General features: G+C 35.7%; 20 protein-coding genes. 15 read left to right on the forward strand and 5 right to left on the reverse strand.

Features of this window, described 5'->3' with window-relative positions; all coding sequences use genetic code 11:
* The 9 genes from murD (at window position 1) to ileS (ending at window position 11748) form a co-directional block, all read left to right on the forward strand.
* Window positions 1-1377 carry a UDP-N-acetylmuramoyl-L-alanine--D-glutamate ligase gene (gene murD, locus HMPREF9706_RS00500; protein WP_006907375.1) on the forward strand — a complete coding sequence of 459 codons (1377 nt, stop codon included), beginning with the start codon at window positions 1-3 and terminating at the stop codon, window positions 1375-1377.
* On the forward strand, window positions 1364-2482 hold the full coding sequence (gene murG / locus HMPREF9706_RS00505) for an undecaprenyldiphospho-muramoylpentapeptide beta-N-acetylglucosaminyltransferase (protein WP_006907377.1): 1119 nt from the start codon (window positions 1364-1366) through the stop codon (window positions 2480-2482). Before murD ends, murG begins: the two co-directional genes overlap by 14 nt.
* Before the next feature lie 21 nt (window positions 2483-2503).
* The gene (locus tag HMPREF9706_RS00510) at window positions 2504-3604 is read left to right on the forward strand and encodes a cell division protein FtsQ/DivIB (protein WP_006907378.1); all 1101 of its coding nucleotides are present in this window, start codon (window positions 2504-2506) and stop codon (window positions 3602-3604) included.
* A 134-nt stretch (window positions 3605-3738) separates the two neighbouring features.
* Window positions 3739-5289 (forward strand): cell division protein FtsA, encoded by a 1551-nt coding sequence (gene ftsA, locus HMPREF9706_RS00515; RefSeq protein ID WP_006907379.1) that lies wholly within the window; start codon window positions 3739-3741, stop codon window positions 5287-5289.
* 26 nt (window positions 5290-5315) lie between these two features.
* A complete protein-coding gene (gene ftsZ, locus HMPREF9706_RS00520) occupies window positions 5316-6626 on the forward strand; it encodes a cell division protein FtsZ (protein ID WP_006907380.1) in 1311 nt (436 codons plus the stop codon).
* A gap of 108 nt (window positions 6627-6734) precedes the next feature.
* Window positions 6735-7076 carry a YggT family protein gene (locus HMPREF9706_RS00525; RefSeq protein WP_006907381.1) on the forward strand — a complete coding sequence of 114 codons (342 nt, stop codon included), beginning with the start codon at window positions 6735-6737 and terminating at the stop codon, window positions 7074-7076.
* Between the two features lie 4 nt (window positions 7077-7080).
* A complete protein-coding gene (locus HMPREF9706_RS00530) occupies window positions 7081-7866 on the forward strand; it encodes a YlmH family RNA-binding protein (protein WP_006907382.1) in 786 nt (261 codons plus the stop codon).
* A 17-nt stretch (window positions 7867-7883) separates the two neighbouring features.
* The gene (locus tag HMPREF9706_RS00535; RefSeq protein ID WP_006907383.1) at window positions 7884-8717 is read left to right on the forward strand and encodes a DivIVA domain-containing protein; all 834 of its coding nucleotides are present in this window, start codon (window positions 7884-7886) and stop codon (window positions 8715-8717) included.
* Between the two features lie 247 nt (window positions 8718-8964).
* A complete protein-coding gene (gene ileS, locus HMPREF9706_RS00540; protein ID WP_006907384.1) occupies window positions 8965-11748 on the forward strand; it encodes an isoleucine--tRNA ligase in 2784 nt (927 codons plus the stop codon).
* Window positions 11749-11887: 139 nt separating this feature from the next.
* Here the strand turns inward: ileS and HMPREF9706_RS00545 are convergent, their stop codons facing one another.
* Together HMPREF9706_RS00545 and HMPREF9706_RS00550 are read right to left on the reverse strand one after the other, a co-directional pair.
* Window positions 11888-13150, reverse strand: coding sequence for a toxic anion resistance protein (locus HMPREF9706_RS00545; protein ID WP_006907385.1), 1263 nt, complete (start codon window positions 13148-13150; stop codon window positions 11888-11890).
* 52 nt (window positions 13151-13202) lie between these two features.
* Window positions 13203-14195: a 5-bromo-4-chloroindolyl phosphate hydrolysis family protein gene (locus tag HMPREF9706_RS00550; RefSeq protein WP_006907386.1), complete on the reverse strand. Its 993-nt coding sequence runs from the start codon at window positions 14193-14195 to the stop codon at window positions 13203-13205.
* Between the two features lie 104 nt (window positions 14196-14299).
* On the opposite strand from HMPREF9706_RS00550, the gene HMPREF9706_RS00555 reads away from it, so the two are divergent.
* The 6 genes from HMPREF9706_RS00555 to mgtE all read left to right on the forward strand — a co-directional run bounded on the left by HMPREF9706_RS00555 (window position 14300) and on the right by mgtE (window position 20007).
* Entirely contained in the window at window positions 14300-14881 is a 582-nt protein-coding gene (locus HMPREF9706_RS00555) for an NUDIX hydrolase (RefSeq protein WP_006907387.1), read from the forward strand.
* Window positions 14868-15275, forward strand: a complete 408-nt coding sequence (locus tag HMPREF9706_RS00560; RefSeq protein ID WP_006907388.1) for a hypothetical protein — start codon at window positions 14868-14870, stop codon at window positions 15273-15275. Before HMPREF9706_RS00555 ends, HMPREF9706_RS00560 begins: the two co-directional genes overlap by 14 nt.
* Before the next feature lie 9 nt (window positions 15276-15284).
* Entirely contained in the window at window positions 15285-15992 is a 708-nt protein-coding gene (locus HMPREF9706_RS00565) for a 5'-methylthioadenosine/adenosylhomocysteine nucleosidase (RefSeq protein WP_006907389.1), read from the forward strand.
* 160 nt (window positions 15993-16152) lie between these two features.
* Window positions 16153-17622, forward strand: a complete 1470-nt coding sequence (locus tag HMPREF9706_RS00570) for a DUF1538 domain-containing protein (RefSeq protein ID WP_006907390.1) — start codon at window positions 16153-16155, stop codon at window positions 17620-17622.
* Between the two features lie 13 nt (window positions 17623-17635).
* On the forward strand, window positions 17636-18283 hold the full coding sequence (locus HMPREF9706_RS00575; RefSeq protein WP_006907391.1) for a P-II family nitrogen regulator: 648 nt from the start codon (window positions 17636-17638) through the stop codon (window positions 18281-18283).
* A 395-nt stretch (window positions 18284-18678) separates the two neighbouring features.
* Window positions 18679-20007, forward strand: a complete 1329-nt coding sequence (mgtE, locus tag HMPREF9706_RS00580) for a magnesium transporter (protein ID WP_006907394.1) — start codon at window positions 18679-18681, stop codon at window positions 20005-20007.
* A gap of 129 nt (window positions 20008-20136) precedes the next feature.
* Here the strand turns inward: mgtE and HMPREF9706_RS00585 are convergent, their stop codons facing one another.
* The 3 genes from HMPREF9706_RS00585 to HMPREF9706_RS00595 form a co-directional block, all read right to left on the reverse strand.
* Window positions 20137-20973 (reverse strand): PrsW family glutamic-type intramembrane protease, encoded by an 837-nt coding sequence (locus tag HMPREF9706_RS00585; protein ID WP_006907395.1) that lies wholly within the window; start codon window positions 20971-20973, stop codon window positions 20137-20139.
* Window positions 20974-21070: 97 nt separating this feature from the next.
* A complete protein-coding gene (locus tag HMPREF9706_RS00590) occupies window positions 21071-21793 on the reverse strand; it encodes a YebC/PmpR family DNA-binding transcriptional regulator (RefSeq protein ID WP_006907396.1) in 723 nt (240 codons plus the stop codon).
* A gap of 64 nt (window positions 21794-21857) precedes the next feature.
* Window positions 21858-22520, reverse strand: a complete 663-nt coding sequence (locus HMPREF9706_RS00595) for a metal-dependent transcriptional regulator (RefSeq protein ID WP_006907397.1) — start codon at window positions 22518-22520, stop codon at window positions 21858-21860.
* Window positions 22521-22596: the final 76 nt, after the last annotated feature.

A 22596-nucleotide genomic window follows, 5' to 3' on the forward strand; every position in this document is an offset into this window, starting at 1 on the left:
ATGATTAATTGGCAAAGTACTTCCCGAGTTTTGGTGTTAGGTTATGGCATCTCAAGTAAAAGTGTGATTGAACTATTGATTAAGAAAGGAATACGGGTTCGTTTAAACAATCAATCTGACTTGTCGAAGGATGAGTCTGTAATAAGATTAAAACAAAAGGGTGTTGAAGTCATTGATGGGGGGCATCCTTTAAGTGTTTTAGATGGGATTGATTGGATTGTAAAAAGTCCAATTATTCCATATGAATTACCTTTAATTCAGGAAGCACTGCAGCAAAATATTCCAATTTACACAGATGTAGAATTAGCTTACCAGCTTAATCAGTCTGAACTTATTGCTGTTACTGGCTCAAATGGAAAGACAACAACGGTTTCTTTAATTCAAAAAATCTTAGATCAAGGACTTGAGGGTAATAGTTACGCAGCGGGAAATATTGGAATTCCGGCTATTGATGTTGTGCAAAAGGCTAAAGCTGTTGACCAAGTCGTCATGGAATTATCTAGTTTTCAGTTATTGGGGATCGATCAATTAAGACCTCATATCGCTGTTTTTACTAATATTTATGAAGCGCACCTTGATTATCATAAGACACGTCAAGCGTATATAGAGGCTAAGTTGAATTTGATTAGAAATTTAACGAGCCAAGATTACTTAGTGTATAATGCCGATCAGGAAGAGTTGGCTTCCTATTTTGAAGATTGTCCTGCCAGAAAAGTTCCTTTTTCTAGAAAATTGGTTATTAAAGAAGGTGCTTATTGTTTAAATGGCTATGTGTATTTTCAAGATAAAAAAATTATGAAACTTGAAGAAATTCCACTTCCAGGAGAACATAATGTAGAAAATGTTTTAGCAGCGGTGGCAGTAGCGTGTATTGAAAACGTTAATCCTGAAATCATTCGTACTGTGGTAATGAACTTTGAAGGGATTGCTCATCGAATTCAGTGGGTAGGAAATTATCATAAAGCTGATTTTTATAATGATTCTAAGGCGACGAATCCGTTAGCAAGTTTAACTGCTTTAAGAAGTTTTAAAGATCGAGATATTGTATATTTTGCAGGAGGATTAGATCGCGGAAATGACTTTCAAGAATTGGAAGAAGAATTTAAGAAAGTTAAAGCAGCTTATTTATTTGGACAATCTGCAAAAAAAATATATACTCATTTAAAAGTGGCAGAAGTCCCAATAATTTTTTTGGCGGATACGCTTGAACAAGCATTTAAGGCATTTTATGATTATCCTTTAGAAGATGAAGTAGTTTTGTTCTCGCCTGCTTGCGCATCTTGGGATCAGTATCCAAACTATGAGGTGCGAGGAAAGGCATTCTGTGAATTAGTTAAGGGCTATTTAGAGGAGAAGGAGAAAAATGAAAGAAATTAAGCGCATTATTTTTTCTGGAGGAGGAACTGGAGGACATATTTATCCAGCGATGGCCTTATATCGACGAATGAAAGAGAAAAATCCTGAGCTTGAAGTTCTTTATATTGGAACAAAACGTGGCTTGGAATCATCGATTGTTCCTAAGGCAGGCTTGAACTTTGCCTCAATTGAAATTGAAGGAATCAAGCGATCCCTTTCACTAGAAAATTTGCTCGTTGCTTATAAAATGTTAGTGGCTACTCATAAAGCAAAAAAAATTATCCGGGAATTTAACCCTGATGTTGTTGTTGGAACGGGGGGGTACGTCTGTGGCCCGGTTATTCTTGCGGCCAGTCGTTTGGGAATTCCAACCTTAATCCATGAACAAAATTCGATTGCTGGCATTACAAATAAGTTTTTAGCTCGATTTGTTGATAAGATTGCCATCTGTTTTGATGATGTTAGAAAAGACTTCAAAAAATATACTAATAAAATTCAACTGACGGGAAATCCAAGAGGACAAGAAGCTTGTCAAATTAAGAGTGATTCCTTGATTCTTTCTAGAGAGTTTGATTTAGATAATTCTAAAAGAACGCTACTTATTTTTGGTGGTTCAAGAGGAGCGCCAGCAATTAATCAAGCTGCTTTAGAAGGAATCGATCATTGGTTAAAGACTGATTATCAAGTGATAATCGTGACAGGAAGAGATCATTATTCCAGGATGGACCCCCAAAAATTAGATGAGATCAATTCAAGTACAAATGTACGAGTTCTACCTTATATTGACAATATGCCAGAGCTGTTTCCAGTGATCGATTTAGTCGTTTGTCGAGCTGGTGCTACTACGCTAACAGAACTAACAGCCCTTTCTTTACCAAGTATATTAATACCTAGCCCCTATGTAACTGCTAATCATCAAGAAGCTAATGCACAGTCCTTAGTAAAAGAATCAGCAGCTGAGATGATTTTAGAGAAGGATTTGAATCATGAACGTTTAGAGGAAAAGGTTGATCGATTAATGCATGACGGTGTTTCTTTAGATAGCATGAGTAAAAATGCTGCTAGATTAGGAATTCGTGATGCAAGCGATCGGATTATTAAATTATTGGAAAATATAAAGGATTAATAAATATAGTGGAGGAGAATAATGGTTAATTATCGTTTGAATCCAAGTTTAAAGAATAATTATCAACATCAACGAGAAATTATTGATCAACGAAAGTATCAACCGATTTCTGCTCCTATAGGAAATTATCGTTTGGATGCGAAGGGGAATCCAATTCTTCCCAAAAATGTTCTGATGGATGATCGAGATTTATCGGATGTTGTACCAGGAAATGTATATCCAATGCGGAATAATTGGGATTTCCAAACTGCTTCAAAAAGAGTATCGAACACCGAACCGTTTGTTAGAAACTATAAAAACTCTTTCTCAAGTTCAAGAAATAGCTCATTATCAATTCGTAGAAAGCAGGTTCCATCTACTCAATCATATATGAACGGGTTAAAAAAGGGTCTTCCAATAGGATGGCACAAAATAGCCCTGGGATTAGTTTTGGTTTATGCCGTAATGATTTGGTCAGGTTGGGAAATTCTACCCTTTAATAAAATAAATCAAGTGCGAGTTGTCGGTAATCAAGCAGTCAGTGCACAAAGTATTCTTGAAGGTGTTCAATGGGATCCTTTTGCTAAAGCAAAACCTTTTTTAAAAAGAAGGCCTGAGATTGAAAGCTTTATTCGTCAGATGAATCCGGTTGTAGCAGATGTAAAAATTGAAAGACCTGATTGGACAGGTATTAACTTTGAGGTTAAGGAATATCAACCTGTTGCTTTTGTTAAAACTGATTCTGGGACCTTTCCCTTTTATAGTTCAGGGGAAGTTTTGGAAGATCAAACTTCTTCTTTGGCTTCAATGGTTGATCAATTGCCTTTAATTGATTTGTCCTTTGATAAGGAGCATCTTAAGGAGCTCGGTCAAGCCTTATCAACTTTGGATCCAAAGGTCTTGTTAGAAGTTGATTCAGTGGCTCCATCATCGGATCCACAAAAAACAACGCATGTTGAATTGAAAATGAAAGATGGGAATATTGTTAAAGCGATTATCCCAACTTTAGCGGAGAAAATGGCATTTTATCCCCAAATTAAAGCTCAACTTAAGGAACGACAGGGAACAATTGATCTTGAAGTAGGAGCGTATTTTACGCCATTTCAAAAAGATACTAATTCGGTTAAACTCAATCATAATTAGGATAAGTTAGATTACGAATTGGTAACATCCAATAAGAATTTATTTTAAAAAAATATTGATTATGCTAGTATTAGAGTAATGAATTATGCTCACTCAGCATAATTAAAGGGGAATCGAAGGAGGTTCACACCTGAATGCGGAATCAAGAAATTATGGTTAGTTTAGATATTGGAACAACGTCAATTAAAGTTGTTGTTGCCGAATATATGAATGGACATGTGAATATTATCGGTGTTGGTAATGAAAAATCAAGAGGTATTAGTCGAGGAGTCATTGTTGATATTGATGAAACTGTTCTTTCCATTCAAAGGGCAATTGAACAAGCTGAAAGAAAAGCGTCTGTTCGGATTAACGATGTTGTTGTGGGGATCCCAAGTAATAAGTTAGCGATTGATGATTGTCATGGAATGATCGCGGTCGCAAGTGAGAATCGTGAAATAACCGCTAAAGATGTTGATAATGTGATTTCTGCTGCGAAAGTTCGATCTGTTTCGCCAGAAAGAGAAGTAATTGCTATTTTACCAGAAGAATTTATTGTAGATGGATTTAGTGGAATTAGAGATCCTCGAGGGATGATTGGCGTTCGTTTAGAACTTTATGCTCGCTTGTTAACGGGACCTCGGACAATTATTCACAATATCCGACGTTGCGTTGAGCGGGCTGGATTGCAGATATCTGAATTTGTCTTGCATCCTCAAGCGATTGCTTCCGTTGCACTATCTGAGGACGAATGTGAATTTGGTACGGTACTTATTGATATGGGAGGCGGGCAGACATCTGCCTCAATTATCTATGATAAACAATTAAAGTATTCGTTTGTAGATCAAGAAGGCGGCGACTATGTTACTAAGGATATTTCTTTAATCCTTAATACATCATTAGAATCAGCAGAAAGAATTAAACGTGAGTATGGATATGCTGTATCTTCTGCTACTTCACCAGAAGAGTATTTTCCGGTTGAGACAGTTGGTCGTAAAGAACCTGTTCGAGTTGATGAACGTTATTTATCTGAAATTATTGAAGCACGCTTGGTTCAAATTTTTGAGACCATAAAAGAAGATTTGACTGCGGTTGATGCTATGGACTTACCAGGAGGGTTTGTTCTAACAGGAGGAGCCTCGAGTCTTCCAGGTGTACTAGAATTGGCCAAAAAATATTTTGGACAGAATGTACGCTTATATATTCCGGAACAGATGGGGATGCGGAATCCAATTTACACGACATCTTTAGGAATGGTTCAATATGTGAGCCAGTTGGATGATGTTCATCGAATTGCTCAGGCAACATTTCGTAGTAAGCAATTAGCTATGCCGTCGAATCAAAATTCATACCCGTCAATGACCAACGACGATCGATTTGGACAAGATGACTTTTCATATAAGAGAAAGCCGTTAGCTCAAAAAGATATTCAAGATCAGAATAGACAAGCACAAATTAGAAAGGATCGTTCTGGTCAAGTAACTCCTTACTCGGGTTCTGAATACTCATCCAAGCAAATAAGACGTGTTGACTCAGACTATTATCAATTTGATCAAGCTCCTTCAGCGGATGAGGAACACTTTGAAGACGCTATGTATTATTCACAAGAACCGTTGGGTTATTCTCAGGAGATGAAGGCGTCTAAGAATCCAGCAGGTGGATTAATTGAGCAAATTCGCTCATTTTTCCAAACCTTTTTTGATTAATTAATATGCTTTAAGGAGGAAATATAATGGAAGTTTCTTTTGATTCAACTATGAATAAACAAGGTGCGATTATTAAAGTGATCGGTGTTGGTGGAGCAGGTGGGAATGCGGTGAATCGTATGATTACTGAAGAAGTTCAAGGAGTCGAATTCATTGCAGCAAATACGGATACCCAAGCTCTACAATCTTCTCAAGCTGAAACTAAGATTCAATTAGGCCCTAAGATTACTAAAGGCTTGGGAGCAGGCTCCTTGCCTGATGTAGGTCTTAAAGCTGCTCAAGAGTCGGAAGAGCAAATCCGTCAAGCTTTAGAAGGAGCAGATTTAGTATTTGTTACAGCCGGAATGGGTGGTGGAACCGGGACAGGTGCTGCTCCTGTTGTGGCAAAAATTGCTAAAGACATGGGTGCTTTAACTGTGGGAGTCGTAACTAGGCCATTTACCTTTGAAGGTCCAAAGAGAGGCCGATTTGCAGCTGAGGGATTACAAAATTTAAAAGAAGCGGTAGATACTTTAGTAGTGATTTCTAATAATCGATTATTGGAAGTGGTAGATCGTAAAACACCAATGTTAGAGGCCTTTTCAGAGGCAGATAATGTTTTAAGACAAGGTGTTCAAGGAATTAGTGATTTGATTGTATCACCAGGTTTTATTAATTTGGATTTTGCTGATGTTAAGACGGTAATGAAAGATCAAGGAACAGCATTAATGGGAATTGGATCTGCTTCAGGTGAAAACCGAACTGCTGAAGCAACTAAAAAGGCTATTTCCTCCCCACTATTAGAAGTATCAATTGATGGGGCAGAACAAATTCTTCTTAATGTGACGGGTGGACCAGACTTAAGCTTGTTTGAAGCTCAAGATGCTAGTGAAATTATTGCAGCAGCTTCTAGTGATGAAGTGAATATCATTTTTGGTACATCAATCAATGAAAGTTTAGGCGATGAAGTTGTAGTTACAGTTATTGCAACAGGGATCGATTCAGAAAAAACATCACTTAATAAACAACAAGCTCTCCGTCAAAATCGCCCAAATTTTAATCAGAAACCAGTTCAAAAAAATTCAGTTATGGAAAATGATCCGGGGGTAAACTACGCTAATGCGTCTCAAGATCTTGAACTTCCGGCCAATAGAAAGACCGAAAACAAAAAAGATTTGTTTAGTGATTGGGATATAAAACGTGAAACAATTACTCGAGATGTCGAAGAGGTAGATGCTAATCAAGCGAAACCTGAACGTTTATTTGAACATACCGAGTCAAAAGTTAAACAAGCAGATAGTCAAGACCATGATGAATTAGATACACCTCCTTTCTTCCGTAAGAGAAATCGTCATTAATTGGTAGGTAATTGTCTGTATCTTTGTGATTTTTTGTGGATTTATCAGATAATTATTGGCAAGTATTCTAAAAACTTAGATCATTCTGTCAATAATTGTTGATTTTATATGAAAGGAGGATGTGACTTTGAGTTGCAGTCTCTTTTCGATTTATTCTTTAAAGAAAGAAGTGATTATTTGTCATTGGTTGTTATTTTATCTTTTGTAAATAATCTTTTTAGAATTTATTCGTTATTGCTTGTTGCATATGCGTTAATGTCTTGGCTTCCAGGTGCACGAGATAGTCAATTAGGGCGATTAATTCAAAAACTAGTTCGACCTTATTTAGATATATTTGATCGTTTTATTCCTTCTATTGGTGGAATTTCATTTAATGTAATTATTGCACTATTTGTTTTAAATTTTATTCAAAGAGGATTAATTTATATAATAATTAATCTTTTAGCGTGATTGAATGGATTCAATAATATATCAGCATTATCGACCTGAAGAGGCGTCTTTTATTGATCAAGTTTTTTCCTGGATTGAGCAAGTTGATTCAACTTATGCTCCATATTTGACTGTATTTTTAACGCCTAGACAATGTCGTATTGTGCTTCAATTAGTTAATCGACAGGATGATATTAAGGTTAAATTTTATGGTGGAAAAATTGGGTCTGAAAGTCAGCGAGCATTAATCTATCCCAATTACTATCAAGTACAAGAAGATGATTTTGGTCTATCATATCTTCAGATAGACTATCCCATTAAATTTGGTGATTTATCACATTCAAAGATCTTAGGAGCATTTCTTGCTTTAGGTATCGATAGAAATCGACTGGGAGATATTTTTACTAATGGTCAGGTTTGGCAAGTAGTTGTAGATCAAAAAATGCTCGATTATTTCAAACAAAATTTAGTAAAAATCGATCATTTTGGCATTAAATTAAAAGAACTTGACTCTAGTCAGTTGGTGGATCCTATCGATGAATGGGAATTTGAGGTGATTACTTCATCGTCTTTACGATTAGATAGTTTAATATCGTCAATCTTTCATATTTCTAGACAGCGGTCGAAGGATATGATAAAGTCAGGTCTGGTTAAAGTTAATTTTGTAATGGCTGAACGTGGAGATTCTTTGCTTCAGGAGGATGATTTAGTGTCGGTTAGAAGGTTTGGTCGTTTTCAGTTGAAGCAATTAATGGGTATGACTAAAAAAAATAATTATCGTATGCAGATTAAGATTTTAAAAGTTAATTAATGAAAGGAAGAACGAAGATGGCTGTTACACCAAATGATATTTTGAATAAAGAATTTTCAAATAAATTTAGAGGTTATGATCCCGAACAGGTTAATGATTTTTTAGATATCATTAGAGTGCAATTGGAGAAAACCCTTGAAGAGAATAAGCAGTTAGCAAAAGATTTAACAGATGCAAATGATAAAATTAATTATTTTAACCAATTACAAGAATCACTTAATTCTTCAATCATTATTGCTCAGGAAGCAGCAGATCGATTAAAACAAAATGCACGTAAAGAAGCTGAACTGATTCTTTATGAGGCTGAACGTGATGCAGACAGGATTTTAAGAGATGCTTCTGATCAATCCAGTCATATTTTTTCTGAAGTTGAGAATCTAAGAGAAAAGGTTTCTGTTTATCGTGAAAATGTTCGTCAAGAAATGCAAGCAAGCTTAAATTTATTGAGTTTAAATGATTATGATGAATTATTTGAAGGAACGCCTCTCTATACAGCGCAAAATTACAAAGATCAAACGACTGAAGAGAGTCAAGCTATTGCTAAGCAAAAAGCAGATGAATTATTAGCAGAGGCAGATCAGTCCGTTGAACTTGATAATGAAATGCCAGAAACTGGAATTCCAGAAGTATCTGAATTTGAAGAAATTACGGTTGAAGAAATTCATCCTACTTCAACGATGACAGTCGATGAAGAGGTATCGGATGTTAATGGTATTGATGAGACACAAGTTTTTGATTGGACACAAATTAATGAAAGTTCAGATTCAGAGGGTGAATCTAATCAAGATAATTTTGGTCAAACAATCCGTATTGACCTTCCGGTCGAAGACGAATATAATGAGGATAATTAATTAAGTATTAATGAGAGACAAGGGGTAGTAGGATACTTATAGCGAGTCAGGGAAATGGTGGAAGCCTGTCAGTCCCTCCTATTTACTTTATCACTCGATGAATGAAGGGGCGAAACTAAGTAACTCCTTTCGCTTGAATAGCGTTACCATGTAGAGCGAATAGCAGTTGCTGCTATTAATTTGGGTGGTACCGCGTCTTAACGTCCCTTTTTAGAGGGACGTATTTTTTTTAGAAAGGAATTTATAAATGAAATTAAAAGAAACATTAAATCTGGGTCAAACTGATTTTGCTATGCGTGCTAATTTGCCCAATAAGGAAAAGGAATTACAAGTCGAATGGGAAGAAGCTGATTTATATCAAAAGATCCAAGAAAAAAATATCTCTAGGGAACCTTGGGTTCTTCATGATGGACCACCTTATGCGAATGGTAAGATTCACATGGGACACGCATTAAATAAAATTACTAAGGACTTTATTGTTCGTTATAAATCAATGTCAGGATATCGTTCACCTTACGTACCAGGTTGGGATACTCACGGACTTCCAATAGAGACCGCCTTACAGAAAAATAAAGGCATTAATCGTAAAGAATATAGCATCACTGATTTTAGAGATTTATGCAAGGAGTATGCTTTAGAACAGGTTAAAGGACAAATGAAAACCTTTAAGCGTTTAGGGGTCTCTGGAGATTGGGATCATCCTTATTTAACATTGGCACCAGAATATGAGGCACAACAGATTAGAGTTTTTGCGAAAATGGCAGAAAAGGGCTATATCTATAAGGGGGCGAAGCCTGTATTTTGGTCATGGTCTTCAGAATCTTCTTTAGCAGAAGCAGAAGTGGAATATCAAGATGTGACTTCACCATCGATTTATGTGGCCTTTAAAGTGAGAAAAGGTAATGGGGTAGTTGATGAACAGGCTGAGTTTGTGATTTGGACGACAACGCCTTGGACCCTCCCAGCCAATATGGCAATTGCTGCTCTAAAAGCAGCCACCTATGTGCAAGTGAAGGTTGATGAACGTCACTTTATTGTCGCTCAGGAATTACTTGAAAGTATTGCGAAAGAAATTGGTTGGCAAGATTATTCAATTGAAAAAACCTATAAAGGAGAGCAGTTTGAAGGGGTTGAAGCTCAACATCCATTTTATGATCGCCCATCCAAATTGGTGTTTGGTGATCATGTGACTTTGGATTCTGGTACCGGATTAGTTCATACTGCACCTGGACACGGGGAAGATGACTATTGGGTTGGTTTAGAGTATGGGTTAGATGTTCTGTCACCAGTAGATTCAAAAGGTCATTTTACAAATGAAGCACCTGGCTTTGAAGGACTATTCTATCTAAAAGGTCAAAAGAAAGTGCTGGAAATCATAGAAGAGAACGGTTCCTTACTTCATTATTCGGAATTTGTTCACTCCTATCCACATGATTGGAGAACAAAAAAACCGGTTATTTATCGTGCAACACCTCAATGGTTTGCTTCAATTGATAAATTCCGTGATGAGCTACTAGATAATGTTGAACATAAGGTTAAATGGCATCATCCTTCTGGAAAACGACGGATCTATAATATGATTCGTGATCGTGGAGATTGGGTGATTTCTCGTCAACGTGCTTGGGGAGTTCCTTTACCGATCTTCTATGCTGAAGATGGAACAGCGATTCTAGATGCGAATGTAATGAATCATGTGGCAGATCTTATTGAAAATGAAGGTTCAAATGTTTGGTTTGAACGTTCAGCCACAGACTTACTTCCTGATGGTTATAGTCATCCTGGCTCGCCAAATGGAGAATTTACAAAAGAAACAGATATTATGGACGTTTGGTTTGATTCAGGAACATCCTATGCAGGAGTACTCCAAACGCGTAAAGATCTAGTCTTTCCGGCTAATATGTACTTAGAAGGGTCAGACCAATATCGTGGTTGGTTCAATTCATCTTTTACAACTTCGGTAGCTGCCTTTGCTTGTCCACCTTATAAAGAAGTTTTGTCACAAGGTTTCGTGAACGATGGTAAGGGCCAAAAAATGTCAAAATCTTTAGGAAATGTCATTGACCCTGAGTCTGTAATGGATGAACTTGGAGCGGATATTATTCGATTATGGGTTGCAACTGTTGACTATGAATCGGATGTTAGAGTATCCAATGAGATTTTAAAACAAGTTTCAGAATCCTATCGTAAAATTAGAAATACAATTCGTTTTATGTTGGGATTAGTGAATGACTTTGATCCTAACAAAGACGCTGTGTCCAAAGACAAACTTTCTGCTTTAGATGCTTATATGTTCGCTAATTTTCAAACTTTTAAAGATGATTTATTAACAGACTATGAGGAATACCATTATTCATCCTTGTATAAGCGAGTAATGAATTTTGTATCCACCGATTTATCTGCTTTTTATTTGAATGTTGCTAAAGATATTGTTTATATTGATAGTCAAAACTCTTTCAATCGCCGATCTATGCAGACTGTTATCTACCAAGTATTAAAAGAGCTTTTAATTCTTTTAACCCCGATCTTAGTTCACACTTGTGAAGAGGCTTGGAAATCTTTACCTGGTGTGGAAGGGTTCGTTCAATTGCAAGATATGCCTGAAGTTGAAGAGCTAGAAAATTCTAAATCTTTAATTAATAACTGGGAAATCTTTTTCAAGATTCAATCAGGAGTTAATAAGGGATTAGAGGAAGCAAAAAATAAGGATCAAGATCCGATTAAAAAGTCTTTTGAGGCTGCTGTTGAAGTATACCTTGATCAAGAACAAACTCAAAAATTAACACAATTAACAGATAATTTGGATCAATTGTTAGTGATTTCTCATTTAGATTTAAAAGATTTGGATCAAACCCCAGACAATGCCCTTCGATTTGAGAATTTTGCAGTCTTAGTGAAGCGAGCAGATGGAGACATTTGTCAACGTTGTCGCGCTGTACGGCCTGAAGTAGGTAGTATTCAACAAGCTCCAGATCTTTGCCAACGCTGTTATGATATCGTTTCAGAAAGTTACCCAGAATATTTCGATAAGTAAAAAAGCTATTTTCATTAGCATACAGACTCAATATTATTATAATGGCATTTTTTTAATAAAAGAATAGAAAGCAAATAGGCTGTGGTATTGATTTACCACAGCCTATTATATTTAGTTTAATACTGAAAATAGAGAATATTTATTGAGCTTCTTGCTTGGTTATTGAATCTTTTGATTCTTGTTTTGAAAAATCTAGTAATTTTTCGCGCAGTTGATTTTCCATATTTTCAAGTTCAATGCTAGCAGCTAATCGTTGTTTACGTGCTTGGGATTGTATGGAGAGGGTCGATTCAATCGTATCGATTAAATCTTTTTGAGTTTGTTTTAGTGTATCCATGTCAATGACTGCTTTTTGAGTTTCAGTAAGCGTTGTAAGTGTCGACTGTTTGAGCATAGCTGAGTTCTTCTTTAAAAGATCATTGGTTGTTTTCGATACAATCTGTTGAGAATTAGCCGCTTTTTCTTGTCGTAATATTGCTAAAGCTAAGGTAATTTGATTTTCCCAGAGTGGAATTGCTGTGTGAATGGAAACTTGAATTTTTTCTGCTAAAGCTTGATTTGTATTTTGGATAATACGAATTTGGGGAGCTTGTTGTAAGGTGATTTGACGCGTTAATTTAAGATCGTAAATTCGTTTATCTAACCGTTCAATAAATTGTTGTAAATCATTGACAACTTGAACGTCCATTTGATTTTTGCTCGCATTCGCTTTTTCGATGGCTTTTTTAAGATCTTTTTCTTGCATATTATTAAGCTTTAACTCACCAGCAGCAATATAAATATTTAACGCATCAAAATAATCTTTATTTTTATGGTATAGTTGATCTAGTAAGAGGTTATCTTGGATTAAGTCATTTTTTTCTCTTTCTAGTCGGATAGAAACTTTATCAAGCTGGCTACTAATTTTTTGATATTTTAGTTGTGTGTCAGTAATTGATTGACGTGCTTTTCCTAGAAATTTTTGCCAAAAATTGGGTTGTCTACTTAATTCTTGAGGATCGGTGTTGCTTAAAGTTTCCATTAGCTCAGTGAGTAAATCTCCAACTTCACCAGTATCTTTGATTTGAATTTGGTGCAGCATGGAATGAGAGAAGTCAGATAGTTTTTTTTGAGCTTGACTTCCATAATGGAGGATGGCTTGACTTTGACTTGGATCAATTTGTTCGGCGATTTTTTGAGCCTGGGCTTGATGTGCTTCGCTGAGTCGTTCGATTAGTGGTACGGGATCCTTGATCAAAGCAGGGTCTGTATCCATTGAAAATGTATTAATTGATAGTGTATCAAATTGCTTATCATTGTTAAGAGGTCTATCTTGGTGATTAAAGGGATTGGCTAAGAGATCATCTAGAACATCATAGCTGTTATAAGGATCGTTTGTTTCTTTTGATAGATTAGATGGCATTATTTTTCCTCCTTAAATTTTTGGTAGATTTACTGGTTCGTAATGAGTTGCTTTAAATTCGATGATTGAGTGTTTTTTCAGCGAGTGCAAGGTCATCAGCTAGATCCTGATAGGTTTTTGCATGAAATTGTAGATAATCGTCTGTGATTTCTTGAGCTAAACGATCAATGACTTGGGCGGATTTTTCTAGGATGAGATAGCTTTCTTTATTTTTAGCTACATGTCGATTAATCTCATTGTATTTTTTTAAGATATCTTCGAGTTGGGGGAGTAAATTGATTAAAAAATTTCCAGCTAAAAGTCGACGCTGGGGCTGATTTACAATATCTTTAAAATAGTTTTTTAGAATATCTATTAAATGATAATTTGCTTCAATTGCTCGCATTTTAGCATTTTTGGCCAATTCTTGTTCAATGGATTTTATTTGATCACGACTAGTCTGCATTTGTTGTCTAAAATGATCAATTTCTTGATCACTAAGTCCTGCTTCCTGATACAGTTTTAATCGTTCGGGGCGAAGTTTGTTTTTAGATTTAGTTTTATTTTTTTGGATTTTAGATGATTTTAAATGATTTCCTGTAATTTTGTTAAAGAGACCAGAAATAACAGCAGTTCCGATAACTAAAAGGGTAATCACTCGTATATCGTCCATAAAATTAAATAAACTGAATGGATATTGATTGTCTGTGTAGGCGATAAGTAGATAAATGGATATAAAAATTTGAATGGTATAATAAGACTTTGAGTTCATTTGATATCCGAGTATATTTTCTAAGATGAATAGACAGCCAATTAACAGCCAACAGCTTAATATAATGAGTATAATAGGATAGAGGCTAAGCTGGAAAACAAATCCGCTAATAAAACATATAAATTGTGAGATAATTGTAGCAATAAAGAGTTTTTTTAGAGATTGTGTGGATTCACCAAGAAAAACTTGCTTTAAATTTTTGCCTTGATTAAAATCTTGATTGAGGTGTTTAATATATTGAAAAAGATTTCCATATAGATAAATATAAAAGGCTAACTTAAAAAACGTGATCATGATTGTCCCTCCTCTAGTACAATTATAATAGCATACTGAGTTGAAATGCTAGATCAGACTTAAGGCTTATTTTGAGAACTAATTATAAAGGAGTTGTTATAGCGATGTCTTCGATTCGTTTTATTCAGGAAAATCAAACATTAAAAGAGCAGGAAGTTTTTAAGGGAAAAATGTTGCGCGTTTTTTCAAATCAAATTCAACTACCAAATGGAATCCAAGTACAACGTGAATTAGTTCACCATTTGCCAGCGGTTGCTATTTTAGCTATTAATGAAAGACAGCAAGTCTGTTTAGTGAAGCAGTATCGACCTGCAGTGGCTAGTGATTTGTTGGAGATACCTGCAGGTTTAATCGATCGAATTGAAGGTCAATTGGAAGAACCAATTTGTGCCGCTAAGCGTGAACTTGAGGAAGAAACGAGTTATCAAGCAAAAACTTGGGTCAAAGGGCCTTCTTTTTACGTTTCACCAGGCTTTTTAGATGAAAAAATTTATTTATTCTTCGCTAAGAATCTTGAGTTGGTTGAGGACGCTTTACCTCAAGATGATGATGAAGATGTAAGCTGTGAATGGTATGATCGCGAGCAAGTTGAATCGATGCTAGAGCAGGGAGAAATTCAAGATCTTAAAACATTATTTGCATTGCAGATTTTTTTAGGAACAGGAGGTTATCATGGGGTTATTTAAGCGAAAAAAAGCCAATAAGCAAAGTACTTATCAAGAATATTTAGATTATTTACAGAATAAATCGATAGTCGATGAAACTCCTTCTACTTCATGGGATTCATTAAATGAATCGATAGAAGATAATATTTATAACTCAAATAGGGAACATAAAGAAAATAGTAATGATACTGAAGTGTCTAATGTTTATTATAATTTAGATGGATTTGATGAAAATACTCAAACTATCTCCTCAGTGACGTCAGATGTTGTAGAAAATGATACGCTAGATCTTCAAAATTCTCATAATCTTCAGAGGTCACGTTATTCCTATCGTATAGATCACTTTTTAAATAATGGTATCCTCATTGTAGGTGTTCTTTTGTTGCTAGTACTATTGATTGCATTCTTAGCTTAGGAGGGAACTATGGTAAAAAAAATTGGAATAATTGGAGCGATGGAGGAAGAAATTCGATTGTTATTACAATCGATGGACTCCATTAAAAAAACGACGTATTATTTTTTTGACTTTTATGAAGGAGTGTTATCGGGCAATACGGTGGTGCTTTGTCAATCAGGTATCGGTAAAGTAAATGCGAGTATCTGTGTTAGCTTAATGAAAGTTTTATTTGATGTTGATTTATTAATTAATACCGGCACAGCTGGTGGTGTTGATCCGGGTTTAACAGTGGGGGATTTAGTAATAGGTCAGAGTTTAGTTCACCATGATGTTGATGTAACAGCATTTGATTATGAAATTGGTCAAATGGCAGGAATGCCCATTGTTTATTATTCAGATGGTCTCTTGCTTCAAAAAGCCAGGGAAGCTGCTGACTCTCTACAAATGAGAGCTGTTGTAGGTCAAATAGCTTCAGGCGATCAATTTGTTAGCCATGCTCAGTCGATTGATCAAATTAAAGCTAAGTTTCCTCATGTTAGGGCGGTTGAAATGGAATCTGCTGCGATTGCTCAAGCATCTTATGTTTTAGATGTTCCTTTTGTGATTATCCGGGCGATTTCTGATAATGGTGACCAAGAAGCCGCCTTATCCTTTGATGAATTTTTAATTCAAGCTGGCGCTCGCTCCGCTAAATTGGTAAAGGCTCTTTTACTACAAATTAACTATGAAATATAAAGAATACTAAAAGTAATAGCGCTTATCTGATCCAGATGAGTGCTTTTTATTTTTTTGAATTATAAGAATATTGATTTTTAAAAATAAAGATTTTAAGTAAACATTAAAAGAGGCTTATGTTATAATATTATTAAATAATTAACTAAAAAGGAGGACATATATGGGTTTGTTATTAGACAAGTTAAAAGAAGTCTTAGCAGCTGTTTTACCGATTATTTTTATTGTCTTGATTCTATGTACATTTTTTGTTCATGTTTCAAGTGATATGTTAATTCGATTTTTGTTGGGAGGATTATTTTTAATTATCGGATTAACAATTTTCCTTTTCGGTGTTGATGTTGGAATGGCACCTATAGGACAACACATGGGGCGAGCAGTTGCTCGATCAACTGCAAGATGGATGGTAGGTGCATTAAGTTTTGTGATTGGTTTTTCAGTTACTGTAGCTGAACCCGACTTACTAATTTTAGGTCAAGAGGTTTCGGATGCTATGGGAGGGCTACTTTCCACACAATTGATTGTTTTTATGGTCTCAATCGGAGTTGGATTTATGGTCTCTTTTGGAGTTTATCGGATATTATCTTCTTTTCCAATGAAGTATTTTTTTGCGATATGTTATGGATTGATTGCTGTGATGTCACTCTTAGTTTCTAACGATTTCTTAGCGATCGCTTTTGATGCTTCTGGTGCGACGACAGGGGCTCTAACCACTCCGTTTATTCTAGCCTTATCAGCTTCTGTATCAGCAAGAAAAGGGGGAAAACAGGCGGAGGAAGACTCCTTTGGACTGGTTGGAGCGATGTCAGTTGGGCCTATTTTAGCAGTGTTGTTGATGGCGCTGATATTTAATACGACATTTCAAGGTGTTGAGGCTGAGTACGTCTATACACAAGGAATCCTTAGTCCATTTGTACATGCAATCGGGCATACTTTTAAAGAATCATTGCTTGCTTTAGCTCCCCTAATTATCGTGTTCTTTATTATGAATAAGACCTTATTCCAATTAAAAAAATCTGAGTTGACGGATATTTTTAAGGGGATTATTTACGTTTTAGTTGGTTTGGTCTTGTTCTTAATCGGTGTGAATCAAGGATTCATGGATATGGGGCGTTATCTTGGTTCACACTTGGCTGAAAATTATTTGTTTTTTCTACCCTTTTTAGGCTTTATTATTGGTATGGTGGTTGTTTTAGCGGAACCTGCAGTCCATGTTTTGGGTGATCAGGTGGAAGAGGTAACCGGGGGATATATAAATAATCGTTTGCTCTTAGGATCGCTTTCAATCGGGGTAGGAATAGCCCTTGCAGCCTCTTTATACCGTATTATGACTCCTTCTATTCAAATTTGGCACTATCTTTTGCCAGGATTCTTACTAGCCGTAATTTTATCTTTATTTGTCGATGATCTTTTTACTGGGATTGCTTTTGATGCGGGGGGAGTAGCATCTGGACCGATGACAGCTACTTTTATTCTAGCTTTTGCACAAGGCGCTGCCACTTTTATTCCTCATGCTAATAGTGTGACGGATGGTTTTGGGGTAATTGCAACGGTTGCTATGACACCAGTGGTCATGATACAATTATTGGGCTTAATTTTTAAGATTAAACTAAAGAAGACACAATCAAATTAGAGGAGGTTATTCAATGCGAACAGTTTTATTTTTAGCCATTGTTAAAAATCATACCGCCTCATTTTTCTTAGAAAAAGCGCGTCAAGCTGGCGCGAGAGGTGGCACGATTATTCGAGCAGAAGGGACCGTTAATCATCCTGTTTTAAATTTTTTAGGGCTTCATGATTCAAAAAGAGAAGCTTTATTGATGCTTGTTGAGAAAACTCAAGAAGAGCATCTGCATAGAGTACTCGAGGATGAATGTCATCTATCAAAGAAGGGTGAAGGGGTCTTGTTTTCATTTGATACGACCTCTGTTTATGGGAGTCAACGTATTCATGAGGATTTTAATGAGGAGGAGAACGGATTGGCATTACATCAGTTAATTGTAACAATTGTAGATCGGGACCTTGGGGATGAGGTAGTAAAGGCTGCTCGTCAAGTTGGTGCGAGTGGTGCAACTATTTTGCATGGCAGAGGCTTAGGATCAAAAAAGGAATCTAAAATTTTTAATATTCAGATTGAACCTGAAAAAGAAATAGTTTTGATGGTTGTTGAATCAAAAAATGTGATCCAAATTGTTCAAGCCATAGATCATGAATTAGACATTAATCGTCCTGGTGCGGGAATTGTTTTTACAATGAATGTTAATAATGCTACGGGATTATTTGAAGAAGTATAGAGAGACCAAGGCTACGACATGAGGGTCGTAGCCTTTTATATGCTTTTGTTAATTGGATTGATTATAATTACTTATTTGACTATTCGTTAAAAGTGACTTAGAAGTAATTAGCAACTTTGAATTTTTTTAAAAATAGTCATTTAGATTACTAAATTGTTTAAAACGGATTGAAAGTTGAAAAAGAATAGGGTATATTTAGTCAGTAAGTGAGAAGGAAGGTGATTTTAATGGATTCGCATGATAGTCAATCGGATGATTATCCTTTGTGTTTTAGTCATATGATTAAATGGCAAATTAAATCTCAGCGAATTCATTTGATTCGCCGATTTTTTGCAGTTTAATCCACTGAATAAGACACTGAAACGATGTTTTTGTGTTTAAAAAGGAGGATTTAAATGGTTAATAGAATATATTCAAGTCAAGAATTAAAAGACTTACAGCAACATCTGAATAAGATGAACCCTGTCGATTTGGCAGAACATTTTTCCAACTTAACTCCTTATGAAGTTGCAATTCGAATTAAGTTATTGAATAAGGATTTATTAGCAGATACATTTGCGGAGTTAACAAAAGATAAAAAACTAGAAATTATTCAAATTTTATCACAAGATCGTATTCAGGAATTAATGCAGGAGCTTGATGAAGATGAATTAGTTGATACTCTGCAAGAAATGCCTGCCAATATGGTTAAACAGATTATGACACGTTATATTGATGAGGATCGTCGGCCTATTATTAATCAGTTGTTAGGCTATCCAGAAGACAGTGTCGGTTCAATTATGTCAGTTCGATTTATATCTTGTAAAATGAACGATCCCATTGATGAGGTGAAACAAGCAGTTCTAAATTCTGATCTTGATGCTGACAAGCTCGAACAAATTTGGGTGACCGACCCTTATTTAAAACTAATTGGTTTTGTCTTCTTGGCGGATCTTTTTCGAGCGAAAGAAGATAATTTGATGCCTTTAATGCAGTCTGTGAACCGAACTGTTTCGGCTCATGATGATCAAGAAGTAGTTGCTAAGTTAGCCTTACGTTATGATTTATCCCAAGTTCCAGTAGTCGATCGTGAAAATCGATTAATCGGGACAGTACCTGTGGAATGGGCCATTGATGTTGTACGTGAAGAATATGATGAAGACTTATCCAATATTCACGGGATTACCGATGAACCGGATGAAGGATATTTAGAATCTTCCAACTTTGCAATTGCCAAGTCTCGTACGACTTGGTTGGTTATTTGTCTAGTGACAGCAACGATAACCGGATTTATTATTCATCGTTATGAGAGTATGTTAGCAGGATCAGTCGCTTTAGCCGCCTATATTCCAATGTTGATGGATTCGGGTGGGAACGCAGGAAGTCAAGCTTCGACTACGGTTATCCGCTCGCTTTTTACAGGTGATATTACTTTATCAAACTTTTTTCAAGTCATGTTCAAAGAAATGTCCATTGGTATATATGTCGGAGTTATTTTGGCGGTAGTTAATTTTTTAAGAATTTTGATCATGGATAATGTACCAATTAGCATAAATTTAACGGTTTCTTTTACGTTAATTATCACTGTAATTATTTCTAAAATAATGGGTGGAATTCTGCCACTTATTGCAGAAAAGTTAAAGATTGATCCGACAGTTATGGCAGGGCCGATCATTACAACAATTGTGGATACTGTATCTTTATTAATTTATTTTGAAGTTGCAAGTTTGATGTTAGGATTATAATGAATTATTTTTCTAACGGGTATGCGACAGCCTGCATAAGAGTTGTAAAATTTTAAAGTCATAGAGACAAAATATAAAACAGGGTTGATGAAAGAGCTTAGCTCTTTCATCAACCCTGTTTTAATCAATTCACTGTTTAAAATATATGAGCGTTTGTTGCTTAAAAAGTGGATTAATTGATTGATGGTCTAGTATTAAGACGATTGTCAAGTAGATGAGTGCTGTTACTAGATTTAAGGTAATCGGGAGAAGGAAAAATTCACTGAGGGGTGAATTCCATATAAAATGTAGTAAAATAATTAAGCAGATGAGGCCTATTGCTTTTGGACCTTGAATTTTTTGATCAGTAGAAAACCAGTGTGAAAGGGCATATCCTGTAATTCCTGAGTAGACCCAATGTGAGCAGAATCCATTGCTTAATCGTGTGATTGCAGTGACAAGCGAATCATCTAAATTTTCCGCTAAAAAGACATAGGATAAGTCTTCTACCCATTGAAAACCCAAACCAACAAGGCAGCCAAGAATAAATAATTGGGCGGGAGTTTTGTAATTTAAGCAGTGAGCTAAAAGACCGACTAAAACTAACTTAATGACTTCTTCACCCACAGCTCCCGTAAAAGCTAGAAGGTAATCAAGAAAGGCTGATTGATCAAATTGCTGACCAAGCCAAGTATCTACAAAGTCATTATACTCAGCAGCTAGCCAACCTGTTGCAAAGCTACAAACCAAGAATAGTAGACAGCAAGTTAACCAGTTGAATTGATTCCAACGTTTTGCTAAGTAGCCAATCCATATAAAAATGGCAATGGCCATTAGGAGAGGACCCATCATTAGGTAGGCTTGCTGATTGGTTGAATAACTAAGGAAATTAGAGTCCATTAATTGAACGGATTCCCAATCTAATCCAAAAAAGAAAAGAAAGAGGATTAAGATAAAAGAAGTTGTTTTTTTTCGATTAATTATCATAAAGCACCTTTATTTAATTATTATTAGTATAAAAGCAGCTGCAAAGTATTTGCGCAGCTGCTTATTTAAGTCAAGTTCACTGGATTAGCCTTTTAAATTATTCAGCGTTTGTGAAAACTTCTTGTACATCATCGTCATCTTCAAATTTATCAATTAGATTTTCTAATTTGCTTTGATCAGTATCATTTAATGCAACCTTAGTTTTAGCTTCCATGATGACACTAGCTTCAGCAAATTCAAAACCAGCTTCTTTCAAAGAATCTTTGACTTGGTTAAAATCTTGAGGCTCGCAGAAAATTTCAAAAACTTCTTCTGAAACCTTTAAGTCTTCAGCTCCTGCATTGAGAACCTGTTCAAACATTGCTTCTTCATCAACAGCCAAGTCTTCTCGATCAATTGCTAGGTAACCCACACGGTCAAATAGATAGGCTACTGATCCATTGGATCCTTGATTACCACCATTTCGGCTGAAAATAACATGCATATTAGTGTCTGTTCGGTTTTTATTATCGGTAAGTGCATGAATCAGAATAGCGACACCACCAGGTCCATAGCCCTCATAGGTTATTTCATCATAATTGGTTGTATCACCAGCATCAGTAGCTTTCTTGATAGCACGATTGATATTATCTTTAGGCATATTAGCTGCACGTGCCTTATCTAATACAGTTCGAAGGTTAGCGTTCATATCTGGATCGCCACCTCCATTTTTAGCAGCTTGAAAAATTTCTTTCGATAACTTTCCAAAGATTGCCCCTTTTTTTGCATCTTCTGCACCTTTTTTATTTTTGATCTTACTCCATTTATTATGTCCTGACATAATCTCACCTCTCTAGAATTTAACAACATTGAATTATATCACAACGCTTATACTAAAAAAAGATTCATTCTACGGATTTAGCATTAAGCACCCATATTTTTTCTGTGGCTTTTGCGCCGATAATAAGCTCATTATCTTGTCCATTAGTAAGAGTCATCGATCCATCAAATTCTTCAATATGACTAATTTGATATTCTTGATTAAGCTCAATGCCGATATGACTTAAATACTTCAATAATTCTGGATCATCAGCTACTTCATCAATAATAATTTTACTCAAAACAGGCATTTCATGAAGTGGTATTCCTTTGTTATTTCGCTTAAGCGTATTTGACTTTGGAATTTTACCACCATGTGGGTCGTGACTAGGGTACTTAAGGAATTGATCGAGTCGATCTATTAATTTATCGGAGGAAACATGTTCTAGAATTTCCGCCTCGTCATGGACCTCATCCCATTGGTACTGCAGACACTCATAAAGGAATACTTCCCATAAGCGGTGTTTTCTAATAACTTTTCGTGCAATCTCAATACCACTAGGGTTTAGTTTGACGCCTTTATATGGAATGTGTTGTAGGTATTTTTCTTCAAGCAAGCGAGTGTTCATCTCTGTGACGGAAGCTGCTGAGACACGAAGATGATCGGCAATTTGTTTGTTGGATATGAATTGACTGTCTCCCTTTAAAATATAAATAGCTTTTAGATAATCTTCTTTACTGGGTGTCATGGATTCACCTTCTTTTTGATCAATTTGTATGACTATATTATAAACATTATTTATAGGAGTGACTATAGCAGAGCTT

It is taken from the genome of Facklamia hominis CCUG 36813 (assembly GCF_000301035.1).
Classification (GTDB): domain Bacteria; phylum Bacillota; class Bacilli; order Lactobacillales; family Aerococcaceae; genus Facklamia; species Facklamia hominis.